Origin of the sequence: Janibacter sp. DB-40, from assembly GCF_029510815.1 — a bacterium.
In the GTDB taxonomy this organism is placed as follows: Bacteria; Actinomycetota; Actinomycetes; order Actinomycetales; family Dermatophilaceae; genus Janibacter.
This window is the reverse complement of record NZ_CP120360.1, coordinates 3051758-3070440: the sequence shown is the minus strand read 5'-3', so window position 1 is coordinate 3070440 and position 18683 is coordinate 3051758. Positions and strand designations below refer to the sequence as shown.

Annotated in this window: 20 protein-coding genes; 16 read left to right on the top strand and 4 right to left on the bottom strand. The window is 71.6% G+C overall.

Features of this window, described 5'->3' with window-relative positions:
• Positions 1 to 10 precede the first annotated feature (10 nt).
• From PVE36_RS14765 to PVE36_RS14745, 5 genes are all read left to right on the top strand, one after another.
• On the top strand, positions 11 to 985 hold the full coding sequence (locus PVE36_RS14765) for an ABC transporter substrate-binding protein (protein ID WP_277453400.1): 975 nt from the start codon (positions 11 to 13) through the stop codon (positions 983 to 985).
• The gene (locus tag PVE36_RS14760) at positions 982 to 1965 is read left to right on the top strand and encodes an iron chelate uptake ABC transporter family permease subunit (RefSeq protein ID WP_277455865.1); all 984 of its coding nucleotides are present in this window, start codon (positions 982 to 984) and stop codon (positions 1963 to 1965) included. The genes PVE36_RS14765 and PVE36_RS14760 overlap by 4 nt, the downstream gene beginning before the upstream one ends.
• Positions 1958 to 3016 carry an iron chelate uptake ABC transporter family permease subunit gene (locus PVE36_RS14755; RefSeq protein WP_277453398.1) on the top strand — a complete coding sequence of 353 codons (1059 nt, stop codon included), beginning with the start codon at positions 1958 to 1960 and terminating at the stop codon, positions 3014 to 3016. Before PVE36_RS14760 ends, PVE36_RS14755 begins: the two co-directional genes overlap by 8 nt.
• A complete protein-coding gene (locus tag PVE36_RS14750; RefSeq protein WP_277453395.1) occupies positions 3013 to 3768 on the top strand; it encodes an ATP-binding cassette domain-containing protein in 756 nt (251 codons plus the stop codon). The genes PVE36_RS14755 and PVE36_RS14750 overlap by 4 nt, the downstream gene beginning before the upstream one ends.
• 127 nt (positions 3769 to 3895) lie before the next feature.
• Complete coding sequence (locus PVE36_RS14745) at positions 3896 to 4738, top strand: maleylpyruvate isomerase N-terminal domain-containing protein (RefSeq protein WP_277453394.1); 843 nt, start codon at positions 3896 to 3898, stop codon at positions 4736 to 4738.
• On the opposite strand, the gene PVE36_RS14740 is transcribed toward PVE36_RS14745, so the two are convergent.
• Positions 4731 to 5855, bottom strand: coding sequence for a sterol desaturase family protein (locus tag PVE36_RS14740; protein WP_277453393.1), 1125 nt, complete (start codon positions 5853 to 5855; stop codon positions 4731 to 4733). The genes PVE36_RS14745 and PVE36_RS14740 overlap by 8 nt on opposite strands.
• Before the next feature lie 92 nt (positions 5856 to 5947).
• Here PVE36_RS14740 and PVE36_RS14735 point away from each other — a divergent pair, with 92 nt between their 5' ends.
• The 4 genes from PVE36_RS14735 to PVE36_RS14720 all read left to right on the top strand — a co-directional run bounded on the left by PVE36_RS14735 (position 5948) and on the right by PVE36_RS14720 (position 9019).
• Entirely contained in the window at positions 5948 to 6544 is a 597-nt protein-coding gene (locus tag PVE36_RS14735; RefSeq protein ID WP_277453392.1) for a TetR/AcrR family transcriptional regulator, read from the top strand.
• Positions 6545 to 6569: 25 nt separating this feature from the next.
• Positions 6570 to 7145, top strand: coding sequence for a TIGR00730 family Rossman fold protein (locus PVE36_RS14730; RefSeq protein ID WP_277453391.1), 576 nt, complete (start codon positions 6570 to 6572; stop codon positions 7143 to 7145).
• Positions 7146 to 7247: 102 nt separating this feature from the next.
• Entirely contained in the window at positions 7248 to 8651 is a 1404-nt protein-coding gene (fumC, locus tag PVE36_RS14725; protein ID WP_277453389.1) for a class II fumarate hydratase, read from the top strand.
• A gap of 2 nt (positions 8652 to 8653) precedes the next feature.
• Positions 8654 to 9019 carry a hypothetical protein gene (locus tag PVE36_RS14720; RefSeq protein ID WP_277453388.1) on the top strand — a complete coding sequence of 122 codons (366 nt, stop codon included), beginning with the start codon at positions 8654 to 8656 and terminating at the stop codon, positions 9017 to 9019.
• On the opposite strand, the gene PVE36_RS14715 is transcribed toward PVE36_RS14720, so the two are convergent.
• Positions 8971 to 9390, bottom strand: a complete 420-nt coding sequence (locus PVE36_RS14715) for a tetratricopeptide repeat protein (protein WP_277453386.1) — start codon at positions 9388 to 9390, stop codon at positions 8971 to 8973. The genes PVE36_RS14720 and PVE36_RS14715 overlap by 49 nt on opposite strands.
• 87 nt (positions 9391 to 9477) lie before the next feature.
• Positions 9478 to 10029 carry a nucleosidase gene (locus PVE36_RS14710; protein WP_277453385.1) on the bottom strand — a complete coding sequence of 184 codons (552 nt, stop codon included), beginning with the start codon at positions 10027 to 10029 and terminating at the stop codon, positions 9478 to 9480.
• Between the two features lie 34 nt (positions 10030 to 10063).
• Here PVE36_RS14710 and PVE36_RS14705 point away from each other — a divergent pair, with 34 nt between their 5' ends.
• The 5 genes from PVE36_RS14705 to PVE36_RS14685 all read left to right on the top strand — a co-directional run bounded on the left by PVE36_RS14705 (position 10064) and on the right by PVE36_RS14685 (position 14552).
• Positions 10064 to 11566 carry an amidohydrolase family protein gene (locus PVE36_RS14705; protein WP_277453384.1) on the top strand — a complete coding sequence of 501 codons (1503 nt, stop codon included), beginning with the start codon at positions 10064 to 10066 and terminating at the stop codon, positions 11564 to 11566.
• A gap of 108 nt (positions 11567 to 11674) precedes the next feature.
• The gene (locus tag PVE36_RS14700; RefSeq protein WP_277453382.1) at positions 11675 to 12490 is read left to right on the top strand and encodes a DUF4397 domain-containing protein; all 816 of its coding nucleotides are present in this window, start codon (positions 11675 to 11677) and stop codon (positions 12488 to 12490) included.
• A gap of 1 nt (position 12491) precedes the next feature.
• Complete coding sequence (locus tag PVE36_RS14695; RefSeq protein ID WP_277453381.1) at positions 12492 to 13214, top strand: class F sortase; 723 nt, start codon at positions 12492 to 12494, stop codon at positions 13212 to 13214.
• On the top strand, positions 13204 to 13758 hold the full coding sequence (locus PVE36_RS14690; RefSeq protein WP_277453380.1) for a sigma-70 family RNA polymerase sigma factor: 555 nt from the start codon (positions 13204 to 13206) through the stop codon (positions 13756 to 13758). The genes PVE36_RS14695 and PVE36_RS14690 overlap by 11 nt, the downstream gene beginning before the upstream one ends.
• Positions 13755 to 14552, top strand: a complete 798-nt coding sequence (locus PVE36_RS14685; RefSeq protein ID WP_277453379.1) for an anti-sigma factor — start codon at positions 13755 to 13757, stop codon at positions 14550 to 14552. Before PVE36_RS14690 ends, PVE36_RS14685 begins: the two co-directional genes overlap by 4 nt.
• A gap of 117 nt (positions 14553 to 14669) precedes the next feature.
• Here the strand turns inward: PVE36_RS14685 and PVE36_RS14680 are convergent, their stop codons facing one another.
• Positions 14670 to 15842: a S1 family peptidase gene (locus tag PVE36_RS14680; RefSeq protein ID WP_277453378.1), complete on the bottom strand. Its 1173-nt coding sequence runs from the start codon at positions 15840 to 15842 to the stop codon at positions 14670 to 14672.
• Between the two features lie 228 nt (positions 15843 to 16070).
• Between PVE36_RS14680 and PVE36_RS14675 the strand changes: the two genes are divergently transcribed.
• Together PVE36_RS14675 and PVE36_RS14670 are read left to right on the top strand one after the other, a co-directional pair.
• Positions 16071 to 17948 (top strand): putative nucleotidyltransferase substrate binding domain-containing protein, encoded by a 1878-nt coding sequence (locus PVE36_RS14675; RefSeq protein ID WP_277453377.1) that lies wholly within the window; start codon positions 16071 to 16073, stop codon positions 17946 to 17948.
• Positions 17945 to 18649 (top strand): exonuclease domain-containing protein, encoded by a 705-nt coding sequence (locus PVE36_RS14670; protein WP_277453376.1) that lies wholly within the window; start codon positions 17945 to 17947, stop codon positions 18647 to 18649. Before PVE36_RS14675 ends, PVE36_RS14670 begins: the two co-directional genes overlap by 4 nt.
• Positions 18650 to 18683: the final 34 nt, after the last annotated feature.

Below are 18683 nucleotides of genomic sequence, written 5' to 3'. Positions count from 1 at the left end.
AGGACCTGTGATGACGCGTACGCGGTCGATCGCTCTCGTCGGTGGTGTCGCCCTCGCCCTGAGCGCCTGCGGGGGTGTCTCGTCGGAGGACGCCGAGGGTGGCTCGAGCGCGACCATCGAGGTGGAGGACAACAACGGCACGCAGACCGTCCCCTCGCCCCCGACCTCCGTCGTCGCCACGGACAACCGCACCTTCGAGACGCTGGCCGACTGGGACGTCGAGCTCTCCGCCGCCGCCGTCACCCTCATGCCGAGCACCAACCCGTACACCCGGGACGACTCGATCGTCGACCTCGGCAGCCACCGCGAGCCGGACCTCGAGGCCGTCGTCGCCGTCGAGCCCGACCTGATCATCAACGGCATGCGCTACGCCGAGTACGAGGACACGCTCGCCGAGCTCGCGCCGGAGGCGACGATCCTCGACCTCGACCCGCGCGAGGGCCAGCCCCTCGACGAGGAGCTGAAGCGGCAGACCACCGTCCTGGGCGAGGTCTTCGACAAGGCGGACCGGGCGGAGGAGCTCAACTCCGACCTGGACGAGGCGATCGAGCAGGCCGACCAGGCGTACGAGGAGGGTGACACCGTCATGGCCATCACCACCTCGGGTGGCGAGCTGGGGTACATCGCGCCGGGCAAGGGGCGCGTCCTCGGCCCGGTCTTCGACATCCTCGGCCTGACCCCGGCGCTCGAGGTGGACAACGCGAGCGACGACCACCAGGGCGACGACATCTCCGTCGAGGCCATCGCGAAGGCCGACCCCGACTGGTTGCTCGTCATGGACCGCGACGCCGCGATCGCCGCGGAGGAGGAGGGCTACACGCCCGCGGCGCAGCTGCTCGAGAAGTCCGAGGCACTGGGTGACGTCACCGCCATCGAGGAGGGCAACGTCGTCTACATGCCGGCCGACACCTACACCAACGACGGCATCCAGACCTACACCGAGTTCTTCGCCGCCTTCGCGGACGAGCTGGAGGCCTCGAACTGAGCACGATCGCGCGGCGGGCCGCCCCGGCCAGGGGGCGGCTCATCGACGGCAGGCTGCTCCTCGGAGCGCTTGCCGTCGCCGTGCTGCTCGCGCTGAGCCTGACCACCGGTGTCTACGACGTCCTCGGTGCCGACGACGGCGCCGAGATGTTCGCCATCACGCGGGTCCCCCGCACGATCGCGCTCGTCCTCGCCGGGGCTGCCATGGCGATGTCGGGACTGGTGATGCAGCTGCTCACGCAGAACCGGTTCGTCGAGCCGACGACGACCGGCACGACGGAGTGGGCCGGGCTCGGGCTGCTCGGGGTGATGCTGCTCTTCCCGACCGCCTCGATCATGGGGCGGATGGTCGGGGCCGTCGTCGCCGCCTTCGTCGGCACGATGATCTTCTTCCTCTTCCTGCGCCGGGTCTCCCTGCGCTCGTCGCTGATCGTCCCGATCGTCGGCATCATGCTCGGCGCGGTCGTCGGCTCGGTCTCGACCTTCATCGCGCTGCAGACCGACACGCTGCAGAACCTCGGCGTCTGGTTCGCCGGGAGCTTCACCTCCGTGCTGCGCGGGCAGTACGAGGTGCTGTGGGTCGTCGCACTCGTGGCCGTCGCGATCTTCGTCGTGGCCGACCGGTTCACCGTCGCGGGCCTGGGCGAGGAGATCGCGACCAACGTGGGCCTCAACTACAACCAGGTGCTCCTCATCGGCACCGGGCTGATCGCCGTCGCCACCGGAGTGGTCACCGTGGTCGTCGGCAACCTGCCCTTCCTCGGCCTGATCGTGCCCAACGTCGTCTCGATGTTCCGCGGGGACGACCTGCGCAGCAACCTGCCGTGGGTCTGCCTCCTCGGCATCGCCGTCGTCACCGTGTGCGACATCATCGGGCGCACGATCATCGCTCCCTTCGAGGTCCCGGTCTCGTTGATCCTCGGAGTCGTCGGGGCGATCGTCTTCATCGCCCTCCTGCTGGGGCAGCGTCGCCGTGGCTGAGGCACCCGCCCGCCCGCGGACCACGCCGGCGACCAGGACCCACGGACCGGAGCGGGCCTCCGGGCCGCTGCCGACGCAGCGCGCCCGCCGCCGCTACCGGCTCGTGCTCGGCACGCTCCTGGCGCTCGCGGCCCTCTTCGCCGGGGGTCTGCTCGCCTGGGACAACCCGATGCCCCTCGGCACCGAGGGCTTCTGGCGGATCGCCGAGCTGCGCGTGACCACCGTCGTGGTCATGCTCATCGTCGCCGTCTGCCAGGCGCTGGCCACGGTGAGCTTCCAGACGGTGACGAACAACCGGATCGTGACCCCCTCGCTCATGGGCTTCGAGGCGCTCTACGTCGCGGTGCAGACGGCGGCGGTCTACGTCCTCGGAGTGGCCGGGATCCAGCTCTTCCAGGGGGTGGGCCAGTTCGTCCTCATGGTCGCGCTCATGGTGGCCCTGTCCCTGGGCCTCTACGGGTGGTTGCTGACCGGCCGCTACGGCGACATCCAGATCATGCTGCTCATCGGCATCATCATCGGCGGGGGGCTGGCCTCGGTGGCCGCCTTCATGCAGCGGATGCTCACGCCGAGCGAGTTCGACGTGCTCACCGCGCGGATGTTCGGCTCGATGTCCAACGCCGACGCGGCCTACCTACCGGTGGCGATCCCGCTGTGCCTCGCCGCCGGCGGCGCCCTGTGGTGGCAGGCCAAGCGCCTCGACGTCGTCGCCCTCGGGCAGGACGCGTGCACCAACCTCGGGGTCGACCACCGTCGCCAGGTCATCCGGGTGCTCTTCCTCGTCTCCGTCCTCATGGCGGTCTCCACGGCCCTCGTCGGGCCGATGACCTTCCTGGGGTTCCTCGTCGCGACGCTGGCCTACCAGGCGGCCGACACCTACGACCACCGCCACATCTTCCCGGTCTCGGTGCTCATCGGGTTCGTCGTCCTCGCCGGGTCGTACTTCGTGATGAAGAACGTCTTCTACGCCGAGGGGGTCGTCTCGATCATCATCGAGATGGTCGGTGGCTCGGTCTTCCTCCTCGTCATCCTGAGAAAGGGACGCCTGTGATCACGCTGACCGGTGTCGGCAAGCGCTACACCAGCGACGTACGGATCGGCCCGGTCGACCTGACGATCCCTGCAGAGGGCATCACCGCGCTCGTCGGCCCCAACGGCGCCGGCAAGTCGACCCTGCTGACGATGATCGGCCGGCTCCTCGACATCGACGAGGGGGTCGTGGAGGTCGCCGGCTACGACATCGCGAGCACGAAGTCGAAGGACCTGGCCCGGATCCTGTCGATCCTGCGCCAGGAGAACCACTTCATCACCCGCCTGACCGTGCGCCAGCTCGTGGGCTTCGGGCGCTTCCCGTACTCGCAGGGGCGGCTGACGCCCACCGACGAGGAGGTGATCTCCCGCTCGATCGACTTCCTCGACCTCACCGACCTGGAGGACCGCTACCTCGACCAGCTCTCCGGCGGGCAGCGTCAACGGGCCTACGTCGCGATGGTCCTGACCCAGGACACCGAGTACGTCCTGCTCGACGAGCCGCTGAACAACCTCGACATGAAGCACTCCGTGCACATGATGAAGCACCTGAGACGCGCCGCCGAGGAGCTCGGGCGCACGATCATCATCGTCATCCACGACATCAACTTCGCCAGCCACTACGCCGACCACATCTGCGCGGTGAAGAACGGCGATGTCGTCGAGTTCGGCACGCCCGAGGAGATCATGACCGACGAGGTCCTCACGCGGGTCTTCGACACCGACGTCGGGGTCATCGAGGGGCCGCGCGGTCGGATCGCCGTCTACTACTGATCCGCGGACGCGGAAATCGAGTCCGGACGCAGGTATTTCTGCGTCCTGACTCGATTTCCGTGCCCCGGGTGGCGCGCGGTCCGGGAGTCCTCTTGCCACCGGCGGTGAAGCGGGCAAGAGTCCCCCCATGAAGCCCCACCCGGAACGGCACTGGCTGCCGATGGAGACCTACCTCGCGGCCATCGAGCGGGAGACGCGACGCTTCCGGGAGGTGCTCGTCGACCTGCCCGAGGGCACACCGGTCCCGAGCTGCCCCGGCTGGGACGTCGACGACCTGCTGTGGCACCTCGGCGGAGGGGACGTCCAGCACTTCTGGGCATGGATCGTCGCCAACCGCCCCGAGGGGCCGCAGGACTACCTGCAGCCGGAGCGCCCCGCGGACCGCCACGGGATCGTCGTCGCCCTCGACCGCGCCCACGAGGACCTCATGCTGCGCCTGCGCAACGCGGACCCGGCGGACGGGTGCTGGTCCTGGGCGTCGGACACCAGCCTCCACACGGTCGCGTTCACCATGCGTCGGCAGGCGCACGAGGCGCTCATCCACCGGGTCGACGCGGAGCTCGCGGCCGGCGCCCGGACCCCGCTGGACCCGCAGCTGGCGACCGACGGTGTCGTCGAGTGCCTCGAGGTGATGTACGGGGGGCTGCCGTCGTGGGGACGTTTCGCCGACGACGGCACCCGGGTCGCCGTCGACATCACCGACACCGGCCACCGGGTCGTCCTCGCCCTGGGCCGCTTCACCGGTCACGACCCGGCCACGCAGGAGGACCACGACCTCGACGACGTGCAGGTGCTCGGCCACGACCACACCAGCGCACGGGACGACTCCTTCGACGCGCGGGTCAGCGGCAGTGCAGAGGAGCTCGACCTGTGGCTGTGGCACCGCAACGGTCGCGCCGAGCCGGAGCTCGACGGGTCGCGGGAGGTCGTGCAGCGGCTGCGGACGATCCTCGCCCAACCGATCAGCTGATCCCTGCGCGACCCGGCTCGTGCGCCCACCCCGGCCCGCGCAGCAGGTACCCGAACCGCTCGCTCCACGTGCGGGCCCCCGCGACGTCCGCCGCGATCGAGCGCCACTCGTGCGTCGCGATCACGACCGGGTTGAGCGTCTCGATGTTGCGGGTGAGCCCGTAGCGCACCGGCTCGACCTCCGGCTCGAAGGTCCCGAAGAGCTTGTCCCACAGGATGAGGATCGAGCCGTGGTTGATGTCGAGGTACTGCCGCTGGCTGCCGTGGTGGGCGCGGTGGTGGCTCGGGGTGTTGAGCACCTTCTCCAGCCACCCGATCGAGCGGACCGCCTCGGTGTGGATCCAGAACTGGTAGATCAGGTTGATCGCCCGTGCGTCCTCGATGTAGCGGGGCGGGATCCCGGCCAGCGCGAGCGCCCCGAACGGCACCGCCATCGTGAAGGCCTCGGCCACCGGCTGCCGCAGCGCCGTGGACAGGTTGTAGCGCTCGCTGCTGTGGTGGACGACGTGGACGGCCCACAGCCAGCGCGACTCGTGGGAGAGGCGGTGGTTCCAGTAGTAGAGGAAGTCCCACGCGGCGATCGCGGCCAGGTAGGTCAGCGGCCCGCCCCGCGCCGCGACGGGCGTCAGCCGGCCCAGCCGCGTCGCGCTCGTCTGCAGCGACCACACCGAGGCGGCGGCGATGGCCGTCGAGCCCACGGCGGCCACGGCCGCCCCCGATGTCATCAGCCGGAGCGCGTCGACCCGTGAGCGCACGGTCACCGGGGTCGGCTGGTCCGGGAGGGTGCCGGCCTCCGGCAGGTCGCCCCCGTGCTCGCGGCGTCGGCGCAGGACGTCCCCGACCGTGGTGACCACCCCTGCCACGGCACCGACCGCGAGGAGGGTGGTTCCCCCCTTCGTCCTGCCGGGAGCGAGCCGGCGGACCATCGGGCCGGCGACGAAGGGGGCGATCAGGCTCCCCACACCCATCGTCAGGGAGGCGATGGTGTCGCCCAGCTCGTAGTCGCCGGCACGGCTCATCCCGGGCGCAGCGGGATTGCGGCGCTGCCACCAGAGCTCGGCGCCCATCGCCCCGACGAAGGCCGGTATCGCCAGGACCGTGAGGTCAGGTCGTGCCATGGACGACTCCTGTGTCGTGCGGTGCGCGGATGAACTGACCATAGAGTCAGTTCACGGCGGTGACAAGATGTGGCCGAGCACAGGAGGAGCGGATGGGCGAGATCGGGACGAAGGGCGTCGCCCGCGCCGAGCGCAGGCGGCAGCTGGTGCACGGGGCCGTCGAGGAGCTGGGGCGGCGGGGCTACGCCAGCGCCTCGATGGCCGACGTCGCCGAGCGAGCCGGCGTCTCGAAGTCCATGGTGCACAACGTCTTCGGCTCCAAGGCCGACCTCGCCGCGGCCTGCCTCGAGGAGGTGGGGCCCGGGCTCATCGCCTCGATCGCCGCGGCGCAGACGGCGGACGACCCGGGTCGGCGCGCGCAGGAGACCTTCACGGCGATCTTCGGCGCCATGGCCGAGCACCGGCACGCCTGGGCCCTGATCAAGGACGACACCCTGCCCGAGGGGTCGCCCGCCGCCGCTCTCGCGGCCGACTACCGCAAGCAGCTGCGCACCATGGGCACGGTCGGCACGCGCGACGTCCTGGCCGCCGCCGGGCTCGAGGACCCGCTCGACCACGACCTGCTCGACCGGATCTGGGAGTCGATCGTCGAGGAGACGGTGCGGTGGTGGCAGGACCACGAGGACCACTCCGCGCAGGACATGGCGGCGCGCCTGACCCGGCTGCTGTCCGTCGTCACGCTGCGATGACCTCCGCGCCCCGTATCGTCATCGGGTGATCAAGCGACTGACGTGCTTCACCGGCTCCACCACCGGCAACGACCCCAAGTGGGTCGACCTCGCCCACGCGGTCGGGGCCGACCTCGCCGGCCGCGGCATCGGCGTCGTCTACGGCGGCGGGGGGAGCGGTCTCATGGGTGCGCTCGCCCAGGGCGCGCTCGAGCGCGGTGGTGAGGTCATCGGGGTCATCCCGGAGTTCATGATCGACCGCGAGTGGGGAAGGGGGGACCTCACCGAGGTCCACGTCGTCGCCTCCATGCACGAGCGCAAGGCGCTCATGGCCGACCTGACGAGTGCCTTCCTCGCCCTGCCGGGCGGCATGGGCACGCTGGAGGAGATCTTCGAGGTGTGGACGTGGCGCCAGATCGGGCTGCTCGACAAGCCCGTGGGCTTCCTCGACGCGGACGGCTTCTGGACGCCCCTGCTGGACTCGCTCCACGGGATCGCCGACGCCGGGTTCATGTCCGCGGCCAGCCTGGCGGAGATCGTCGTGGAGGCGGACCTCGACTCGGCCCTCGCGAGCCTCGAGGCACGCGGGAGCGGCACGCGCATGCTCACCGGGCGCACCTGACGGTGGTGCGAGCGTCCGTGTCCCGGAGTTCGCCTGCCGGGTGTGCACCCCGCCGCCGGGCTCGCGCGGGATGTCGCCGGGTGGCCGAGTAGCGTGTGCCGCATGACTGAGACGCGTGCGGAGAAGGACAGCATGGGCACCATCGAGGTGCCCGCGGACAAGTACTGGGGCGCGCAGACGCAGCGCTCGCTGGGCAATTTCGACATCGGTCGCGACACCTTCGTCTGGGGTCGCTCGATGGTCCGTGCGCTCGGCACGCTGAAGAAGTCGACCGCCCTGGCCAACGCCGAGCTCGGCGAGCTGCCGCAGGAGGTCGCCGACCTGATCACCCGGGCCGCGGACGAGGTCATCAGGGGCGACCTGGACGAGCACTTCCCGCTCGTGGTCTTCCAGACCGGCTCGGGCACGCAGTCCAACATGAACTCCAACGAGGTCATCTCCAACCGCGCCATCGAGATCGCCGGCGGCGAGATGGGCAGCAAGGCACCGGTCCACCCCAACGACCACGTCAACCGCGGCCAGTCGAGCAACGACACCTTCCCGACGGCGATGCACATCGCGATCGTCCTCGACCTGGGCGAGCGTCTGTACCCCTCGGTGAAGCAGCTGCGCGACACCTTCGCCGCGAAGGCCACGGAGTACGCCGACGTCGTCATGGTCGGCCGGACCCACCTGCAGGACGCCACCCCGGTCACCCTCGGTCAGGTCATCGGCGGCTGGGTCGCCCAGATGGACTTCGCCCTCGATGCCGTGCGGCACGCCGACGAGCGGGCCCGCGAGCTGGCCATCGGCGGCACCGCGGTCGGCACGGGCCTGAACGCCCACCCGCAGTTCGGCGACCTCACCGCGCGGAAGATCAGCGAGGAGACCGGCCACGACTTCACGCAGGCGGAGAACCTCTTCGCCAGCCTCTCGGCGCACGACGCGCTCGTCGAGGTCTCCGCCTCCCTGCGCACCCTCGCCGGCGCGCTGATGAAGATCGCCAACGACGTGCGCTGGTACGCCTCCGGCCCCCGCAACGGCATCGGCGAGCTGGCCATCCCGGAGAACGAGCCGGGCTCCTCGATCATGCCGGGCAAGGTCAACCCGACCCAGGCGGAGGCGATCACCATGGTCGCCACGCGGGTCTTCGGCAACGACGCGACGGTCGGCTTCGCGGGCAGCCAGGGCAACTTCCAGCTCAACGTCTACAAGCCGGTCATGGCGCACGCGGTCCTCGAGTCGATCCGGCTGATCGCCGACGCCTGCGTCTCCTTCGACACCAACTGCGCGGTGGGCATCGAGCCGGTCACCGAGGTCATCGAGGGCAACCTCGAACGCAACCTCATGGTCGTCACGGCCCTCAACCGCCACATCGGCTACGACAAGGCCGCGGCCATCGCCAAGAAGGCCCACAAGGAGGGCACGAGCCTGCGCGAGGCGGCCATCGCCTCCGGGGACGTCAGCGGCGAGGACTTCGACGCGTGGGTGGTGCCGGCCGACATGACCCACCCGAGCGCGGGCTGACCATGCCGATCGGGAACCGGGGTCCCGGTCGACGCTCGGCCGCACGCCGGGAGGAGCCGCACCTCAGCGGCCTCGTCGACAAGGACCCCGTCCCGCCGCTCGTCACCGGCACGGTCGTGCTCGGGGTCCTCGCGGCGCTGGGCATCTTCGCCACCGGATGGCTGCCGTGGGCGATGTGGCCGCCGGCGGGGGAGGACGTCACCGGCCTGCTCATCGCGAGCCTCGTCGCCGCACTCGTCGGGTGGACCTCCCTCGCCTACGGGATCGTCATCACCGCGGCGAAGATCGACGACCTCCGCGAGATGCTGCGCGTGCGCTCTCAGGAGCCGGGATCGATGACCTCGGCGGACCCCGACGACGTCGCGTAACCACCGAGCAGCTCGGCCAGGCGAAGGGGGCCCCGCGCCTCCTCGGGCCGCCCCGCCCGTTGCAGGGTGCGCCCGAGCAGGAGGTGGGCGTAGGGATCGTCCGGGGCCTCGTGGAGGACCCGGCGGGCCGCGGACTCGGCGCGGGAGAGCTGCGCGGAGTGGAAGTAGGCGCGAGCCAGCAGCAGGTGCACCTCGGCCGTCCCGTGGCCGACCGGGTCGTCGGCGTAGGACGCACTCTCCTGCTCGGCGCGGGCGGCAGCCACGTCCGTGAAGAACTCCTCCAGCTCACGGGCGGCATCGAGGTACTGGGCCTCGGCGAAGAAGGCCTTCGCCCGCTCGTACCGCTCGTAGCCGTGGATGGGGGTGCTCATGTCCCGGCAAACGCCGGCGGGGCCCGAACTCTTCCCGGCCCGGCCCGGTGCCCGGGGTGCGCACCGCGCAGCCCGAGCGCTCGCACATCACCGCCCGAGGAAATCCTCCAGCCAGCGGGCCAGCTCCCGTGCGCAACCGTCGACCGCGGCCGACCAGTCGTGGGCGGTCTCGTCGGCGTTGTCGCTGACGATCTTCACCAGGTGCACGGGCACTCCCAGCTCGGTGCACGCGAGGGCGATCGCGTAGCCCTCCATGTCGACGAGGCCGGCACGCTCGGCCAGGGCATCGCGCACGGCCGGGTCGGTGACGAAGAGGTCGCCACTGGCGAGCACCGCCTCGTGCTCGCCGGGCAGCTCGATGAGGTCGCGCGGGTCGAGCCCGAGCTGCCGGATCGGCTCGGCGGACAGGTCGTGGTTGACGACCGTGCCGATCTCGTGCAGGCCGGTGACGTCCGGGCGCAGGGCGCCGGCGGTGCCGATGTTGACGACGGCGAGCTCCTCCCTTCGCGGGTGCTCGCAGATCGCCCGGGTCACGGCGACCGCCGCGAGGGTCTTGCCGACCCCGGTGACGAGGACCTCCACGTCGTCAGGGACGTGGGCGGCCTCGGCCGCGATGGCGGCGACGACGAGCAGGTGCATGCTCGGAGGGTATCCGCGCCGTACAGTTCCGAGCATGCCCTCTCAGGACCCGCACGCCCTCCTCGCGGGCGTCCGACTCCGGCCCGGAACCGACCCCGTCGACGTGCGCGTGCGCGACGGGAAGATCGCCGAGATCGGCGCGCACCTGCGCCGTTCCGGCGCCCTGGTCCACGACGGCGGTGGTGCGCTCGTCATCCCCGGGCTCTGGGACGCCCACGTGCACTTCGGGCAGTGGGCGGCCACGACCCGGCGCGTCGACGTCTCCGACACCGCGGCGCCGGAGGAGGTCACCGCGCGCATCGCCCGGCACATCGCGGAGACCGACCTCGAGCCCGGCGCGGTGGTGCAGGGATTCGGCTGGCGGATCACCGACTGGGACCGGCTGCCGACGACCGCCGAGCTCGACGACGTCGCCGGCGACCACCCCGTCGTCCTCATCTCCGGGGACTGCCATGCAGGGTGGCTGAGCAGCGCGGCCTTCCGTGCGCTCGGCCGACCGCACCGGCCCGGCCCCCTCGACGAGGACGACTGGTTCCCGATCTACACCCACCTGACCGACCTGCCCGAGGACCCCCGGGACGTCCACGGCTCCATCGACGCCGCCATGCGTGACGCCGCGGCCAAGGGGGTCGTCGGTATCGTCGACATGGAGTTCGAGTCGGGCCGCACGGCGTGGCCCTGGCGTACCGCTGCCGGTCTCGACCGCCTGCACGTGCGCACCTGCACCTACCCCGAGGGCCTCGAGGACGTCATCGCTGCCCGGGTGCGCTCCGGGGACGTCCTCGACGAGGCCGGCATGGTCACCATGGGCCCGCTGAAGATCATCAGCGACGGCTCGCTCAACACCCGCACGGCGTGGTGCTGCGATCCCTTCCTCGGCGACGTGTCGCTCGGCGACCCGCGGGGGAAGCAGAACGTCGACCGCGAGGAGCTGACCGAGCTGCTCGCCCGCGCCCACGCCCACGGCCTCGTCGGAGCCGTCCACGCCATCGGCGATGCGGCTCTCCTTGATGCCGTCGCAGCCTTCGCCGCCAGCGGCGCCCGCGGCAGCATCGAGCACGCCCAGCTCGTCCGCCGCGAGGTGCTGCCCCGGATGGCCGAGCTCGGGCTGGTCGCCAGTGTCCAGCCGGCCCACCTGCTCGACGACCGCGACTCGACCGAGGACCTCTGGCCCGACCGGCTCGAGCGGTGCTTCGCCCTGCGCTGGATGGTGCAGGCGGGGGTCCCCCTTCGCCTGGGGTCGGATGCGCCGGTCGCTCCGCTCGACCCGTGGCTGGCCATGGCCGCCGCGGTCCACCGCAGCGCCGACGAGCGTGAGCCGTGGGCCCCCGAGCAGGCACTCACCCCGCAGGAGGCGCTCGCGGCCTCGACCGACGGGATCACCTCGATCGAGGTCGGCGGCCCCGGAGACCTCGTCCTCCTCGACGACGACCCGGCACGGGAGGACCTGCACGGGACCGCCGAGCAGGCGGCCCACCTGCGAAGAATGCGTCCGCTGGCGACCTTCGTCCGGGGGCGCATCACCCACTCGCGCTGAGCGCTCGAGAAAAAAGTTTCCGCCAAGTGCATCCCTGAGGGGGGTGGGCGCAGAAGAAGCAGACAGGACGCACTCCTGCGCCCGTGACCACCAGATCAGGAGCTTGTCATGCGACTCAGCCGCCCCCTTGCCATCGCCGCCCTCACCACCGGGTTCGCCACCGTGCTCAGTGCCCCCGCACACGCAGCCGAGGACGCGACCGTGAGCATCCTGCACGGCGTCCCCGGTGCCACCGTCGACGTCTACGCCAACGGCGACGTCCTCCTCGAGGGCTTCGAGCCCGGTACGATCACCGATCCCATGCCGCTGCCCGCAGGTGAGTACGACCTGAAGGTGACGGCTGCCGGTGCCGGCGCCGACGGCGAGGCCGTCATCGAGGCCAACGACGTGGCGGTCACCGCAGGGACGAACGTCACCGTCGCGGCGCACCTCGACGCGGACGGCGCTCCCGTGCTGACCCCCTTCGCCAACGACACGAGCGCCACTGAGCCCGGTGACGCCCGACTGACCGTGCGGCACACGGCGGCCGCCCCCGCCGTCGACGTCCGCGCCAACGGGGAGGTCGCCTTCTCCGACCTGACCAACCCGAACGAGGCCATGGCCGACCTGCCCGCCGGGAGCGTCAGCGCGGACGTGGTGCTCGCGGGGACCGAGGACGTGGCGATCGGGCCGGCCGACGTCATGCTCAAGGAAGGCACCAACACGATCGTCTACGCCTGGGGCTCGGCCGAGGACGAGAACCTCCAGCTCGCGGTGCAGGAGGTCGACGGGATGCACAGCTCCCCGAGCGGGGTGCCGAGCGGCACCGGTGGACAGATGGAGACCGGCTCCTACGGCGCTGTGGGCGCAGCCGGGGCCGCCGCCCTGCTCGCCGGTGCCGCAGCGTTCGTCGTGACCCGTCGGCGGGCCACGGCCCGCGTCTGAGGTGAGCTCCTCCGTCGGTTCGGACGGCAGGAGGGCGGCCATCATCACGGTGACCGCCCTCCTGGCGGCCCTGCTCACCCTCGCCGTCCACTCGACGTCGTCACCACCTCGACTCGATGACTCGGCCGACACGACGCAGGCGCTCGCCCCGGTGCCGGTGGAACCCCGCGCGCAGCCGTCCCCGGAGGTCGCAGTGACCCCCGGGACGCGGTCCGCCGCACCGCTAACGGCCGCGGAGGCGACGCCCTCACCCACGCGGGTGACGCTCCCCTCCCTCGATGCCTCGCTACCCGTGCGACCGGTCGGCGTGGACCGCCAGGACGCGATGCAGATCCCCGAGGACCCCGACACCGCGGGCTGGTACCGGTACGGGCCGGCGCCCACGGCGGCGAGCGGCGCGAGCGTGATCGCGGCGCACACCGACACCGAGGGCGAGATCGGTCCGCTCTCGCGCCTGGCCGAGCTCGAGCGGGGCGACCACATCCGGGTCGCCGTCGGCGACGAACTCCTCGTGTACGCCGTCACCCGTGTCGACAACCACGCGAAGAAGGCTCTTGACCTCGATGCGCTCTTCGACCGATCCGGTCCGCCGCGCCTGCACCTCGTCAGCTGTGGCGGGGAGTGGGACCCGCGCACGCGCAGCTACGAGGACAACGTCATCGCCGTGGCGACGCGCATCACCGATCCGGAGGTGCTCGCCTATGGTGGGTCACGTGGAGGCTGACCCGCGAGCAGCGACGGCTGACGACGAGCTCCTGCGTCGCATCGCCCGCGCCGACCAGGAGGCCCTCGCCGACGCCTACCGCCGTTTCGGCCCACTCGTCCACACCATCGCCCTGCGGTCCGTCGGTGAGCACCACGACGCCGAGGACATCACCCAGCAGGTCTTCGTCGCACTGTGGAGGGGACGGCAGTCGCTGGACCCCTCGTCCGGCTCCCTCGCCGGCTGGCTCGCCACGGTCACCCGGCGTCGTTGCGCCGACCACCACGCGACCCGGGCCCGTCGTACGCGCGACGAGCAGGTCTTCAGCCGCGAGCCCGCCCGGCCGGGGCCGGACCCGGCGGATGCGACCGATCGCGTGCTCATCGCCGACGCGCTCGAGGCGCTCGGCGATCCACGGGCGACGATCATCAGGATGGCGATCCTCGAGGACCGCCGCCAGGAGGACATCGCGACCACCCTCCAGCTCCCCCTCGGCACGGTGAAGAGCCACGTCCGCCGAGGATTGATGCACCTGCGCTCCCGCCTCGAGGAGGTGACGGCATGACCCACGTCCCGACGACCTCGCACCACCACGTCCCCGAGGACCGACTCGTCGACCTCGCCCTGGGTGAGGCACCGTCCACCGGGGAGGACCAGCACCTGCAGGCCTGCGCGGACTGCGGGTCGTTGCTCGACTCGCTGCACCGCACGATGGACGTGACTCGCGACTCGAGCCGGATCGACCTGATCACCCCACCCGACGAGGTCTGGTCACGGATCGCGGACACGATCGCCACCGACGAGATCGGCCGGGCCGATGCCGACTCACCGGATCGGCCACGAGCGGTCACGGACCCGGAGGTGGTGCCCCTGACCTCGGCCACCGGTGCGCGATCGCGCCGCGCACGCCGTCCGGCGGTGGTGTGGCTTGCTGCCGCCTGCGCGGCGGGCGTGCTCCTCGGGGCGGTCGGCAGCGTGGTCGCCGAGCGACTCGGATCCCCCGGGTCGGAGGAGCAGCGCACCGTCGCGACCGCCGAGCTGGCCACCCTGGACACGGAGGAGCAGCGTGGCTCGGCCACGGTCCACGAGCGTGAGGGGCGGCTCGTCCTCGAGGTCACGGCGCCCGGCGTCGAGGTCACCGATGGCTACGCCGAGGTGTGGTTGATCAACAGTGACGGCGAGCGCATGGTCTCGGTCGGGGTGCTCGAGGACTCGAGGTCGACTGCCTCGTTCCCCATCTCCCGCTCGCTGCTGGACAACGGGTACGTCGTCGTCGACATCTCGCGTGAGGACTTCGACGACCAGCCGCAGCACTCCGGCGACAGCTTCGTGCGCGGACCGCTGTCGCAGGAGTCGTGACGTCGGCGAGCACGGCCCGTCCGGACGCGAGGGAGCCCGGCGGCACGTCGGGCGCCGGCCACAGCGGAGGCTGTGGATGGCTCGATGACGTGCGGCCGGGTTCCCCGTCGCCGTCGGTCAGCCCACCGTGTCGATCGTGACGCCGTAGTAGTTCGCGGCGTCGACGACGGGCTGGAAGAACGAGTAGGAGCCGGCCGAGTAGTCACGGTTCCAGCCACACTCGACACCGACCGGCCCGCCGGAGGTCATGCCTTGGGCGAGGTTGCCGACGCCGATGTAGGCGCCGCCGGAGTCACCGCCCTCGGTGCACACGCTCGCCTCGGCCAGGCCGGAGACCACGGTCCCGCCGTAGTTGACGGTGCGGTTGTACGCCTTGATCTGGCCACAGGTCCAGCCGGTCGTGTTGCCGGCCTTGCAGATCTCGGAACCGATCGCGTTCTTGCTCATGCCCTGCACGCCGTAGTAGCCGGAGTGGCCGCGGCTGTCGACGTAGGGCACCCCGGTGTCCTCGGAGTCGATGTCCATCAGGCCCATGTCGACGCTGCTGTACCCGCTGCGGAAGCGGGTGTGCACGCCCTCGCCGATGTGGGTGCCGTTGGCGTCGAGGATGGACGGCATGCCCTCGACGCAATGGCCGGCGGTGAGCAGGACGTTGTTCCCGTTCGACAGGCGTCCGGGGTACCCGAGGCTGCAGTTGGTGCCGGGGGAGAGGTCCATGATCCGGCCCGGCACCACGTCGGCCTGGGTGGCGAGCGCCTCGCCGGTGCTGACGGAGACCTTCTTCATGGCGTCCAGCCGCTGGCGGAGCCCACGGGGGGCGTCCTCGGCGACACGCACGTCGACGACCCCGTCGGGCAGGTTCGCGCCGACGGTGAGCACGTGCCCGGAGTCCTTGCCGGCGCGCTCGAGCACCGCGTCGGCGATCGAGTCGAGCTCGCTCTGCGACGTGGCGGTGCTCGGCCGCAGCCCCGCTGCGCGGACCTCGGCGGCGTCGGCGCGCGGGACGCCCACGACGAGCTGGGTCCCCTCGAACCATGCTCCGTCGACGTCGACACCGCGCTCCTCGAGCGACCGCAGGGCCTGCTGCTTCTCGTCCTTGGTCTCGAGGTACTTCTCGGCCTGTGCCCGACTCTTCCCGTCACGCTCCATCACGTACTCGGTCAGCGGCGCCGCCATGCTCTTCGGTTCCCCGGGGTCCCCGGGTGACGGGGCGGCGGCGCCCATGGGGGCGAGCACCACGCTCGCGCCGATGAGCGCTCCGGTGAGGCTGAGTGAGCTACGCAGGTTCATGCCATCTCCTTTGATGTCGACCCGGCCGGGGTGTCCGGCCCGGTCCGACCGTGGCGCAGGACGAGTGCGCCCGTGATGTGAGATGACCGATTCCGTGAAAGCAGGGGGAAACGTTGGGCCGCCCGATAAATCCTCCTGACCTCCTGACCACGTCCCGGAGGAATTCCTGCTCTTCCGCGGCCCCGGCGACTCGGCCGCGGAGGGTGTGTGACCTGTCACGATGAGGACATGGTCGATGTCGAGCTGGCCGAGGTCGCTGACTTCCTCGCGGAGCACGCTCCCTTCGATGCGCTTCCGGAGCGGGTCCGCCGGGCCCTGCCCGCGCGGATGACGGTGCGTTACCACCGTCGCGGCACGAGCCTGATGGCCGTCGGCGTCGACAGCCACGACCTGATGCTCGTGCGCTCGGGCGCGATCGAGATCCGGGACGCCGACGGTGGGCTGGTCGACCGGGGGGCGGAGGGCACGACGGTCGGGTCGACGACGCTCGTCGGCGGCAACCCCTCGCGCTTCGACGTCGTGGCCATCGAGGACACGCTCGCCCTGCACCTGCCCGGGACGCTCTTCCACGAGCTCTCGAGCGAGCACCCCGACTTCGCCGACCACTTCGACGCCGAGCGGGCTGACCGGCTGCGGTCGGCCGCATCGTCGACGATGACCAACGCGACGGGGGAGGCCATCCTGCGCACCTCGGCGGGTGAGCTCGTCCGTCGGCCACCGGTCACCGTGCCGCCCCATGTCACCATCGCCGACGCTGCCGGGGTGATGACCGACGAAGGGATCTCCAGCCTCCTCGTCGTGGAGGGCCGTGAGGTCGTCGGGATCCTCACCGATCGCGACCTCCGCCGACGCGTGGTGGCAGCGAGGGTCGACCCGGCCGGGCCCGTGTCCTCGGTGATGACCGCCGACCCCGTCGTCGCACCCGCCGAGGCCTCCGCGCTCGAGCTGCTCATGACGATGACGGAGCGCGCCGTGCACCACCTCCCCGTCGTCGACGGTGGGCAGCCCGTCGGGGTGGTGACGACGACCGACCTCATGCGGCTGGAGCGGGCCAACGTGGTCCACATCGTCGGTGACGTCACGAAGCAGCGCGACGTCGCGGGCGTGGTCGGGCTCGCGCGTCGGACACCGCGCCTCGTCGAGCAGCTCGTCGGCCAGGACGTGGGCGCAGCAGACATCACCCGCGTCGTCACGACCGTCGGCGACGCCGTCGAGCGCCGCCTGATCGCACTGGCGGAGGAACGGCTGGCCGCCCGGGGGTACGGGCCGGCGCCCCGGTACTGCTGGATGGTGCTCGGCTCCCGCGCCCGGCACGAGCAGGCGCTCGGCAGCGACCAGGACCACGCCGTGATCATCGCCGACGACGCCCCCGAGGGGGCCGAGGAGTACATCGCCGCGCTCGCCCACGAGGTCGTCTCGGGGCTCGAGGCCGCCGGGTACCCCCGCTGCCTCGGCGATGTCATGGCGAGCAACCCGCGCTGGCGCCAGCGACTCACCGGCTGGCGCCGGGAGTACCGCCGTTGGATCACCGAGCCGGTCCCCGATGCGGTACTGCGGGCGAGCATCTTCTTCGACTCGCGACCGCTTCTGGGCGACGAGAGCCTGCACGCCCGCCTCGAGGAGGACATCACCGAGCTCGCCCCCGACGGGAGCAACTTCCTCGCCCACCTCGGCAAGCAGGCCGTGTCCAACGAGCCGCCGCTCGGGTTCTTCCGCGGCTTCGTGCTCGCCAAGGCGGGCGAGCACAAGGACACCCTCGACCTCAAGCGCGGGGGGATGGGGTCGATCGTCGACCTCGCCCGGGTGCACGCCCTGCGTGCCGGGCTCGTGTCGGTCAACACCCGCTCCCGCCTGCTCGCCGCCGGGCGGGCCGGCTCGCTCAGCCCGTCGTTGGCCGCCAGCCTGGTCGACGCGCTGGACTTCATCACGCACGTGCGTCTGGTGCACCAGGCCGCGCAGGCGGCGAGCGGCAACCGGCCCGACTCCCGGGTGCGGCCGAGCGACCTCAGCGCGTTCGAGCAGCGCTCGCTCCGCGAGGCCTTCCACGTGATCCGCTCCGCCCAGCAGGCGCTCGCCCACAGCGACCCGTCCGTGCGCTACTCATGAGGCTCGGCCCGGTCCGATCACCGCAACGGCGGCGCGGGGCGGCGCTGGCTGCGGCTCCACCCGGCCCGCTGCGGGACTACCTGTCCGCCCCCTTCGTCGATCCGGGGACCCGCGTGGACGAGCTGCCGCTGCTCGCGCTCGACGTCGAGACCACGGGCCTGGACGTCCAGCGCGACCGGGTCGTCGCGGTCGGCTGGGTGCCGGTCGACGGCCGGTCCATCGACCTCTCCGGCGCCGGGCGGCGCGTCCTCGGCGTGCGCATGGACGTCGGGCAGTCCGCGACGGTGCACGGCCTCACCGACGACGCGATCGCCCGGGGTGAGGTCCCGATCGCCGTCCTGGAGGAGATCCTCCGGGTGCTGCGTGGCCGCGTGCTGCTGGCGCACCACGCCGCGATCGAGGTCGGTTTCCTCGATGCTGCGTGCCGGCGGGTGTGGGGAGCTTCCTTCGCCACGCCCGTGGTCGACACCCTCGCGCTCCAGCGCCGGGTGCTCGCCGGTCGCCTCGAGGCTCATCCGGAGCTGCACCCCGGGGAGCTACGCCTGTGGGCGGCGCGGGAGCGCTACGGCCTGCCGCACTACCGGGCCCACGAGCCCCTGACCGACGCCCTCGCGTGCGCGGAGCTCTACCTCGCGCAGACCTCGGAGCTCTCGCACCGGACGAGGAAGCCGTTGTCCCTCAAGGCCATCCAGCACACCTGAGCGGTCCCGGGAGAGGGGGCGGGACGGATTTGCA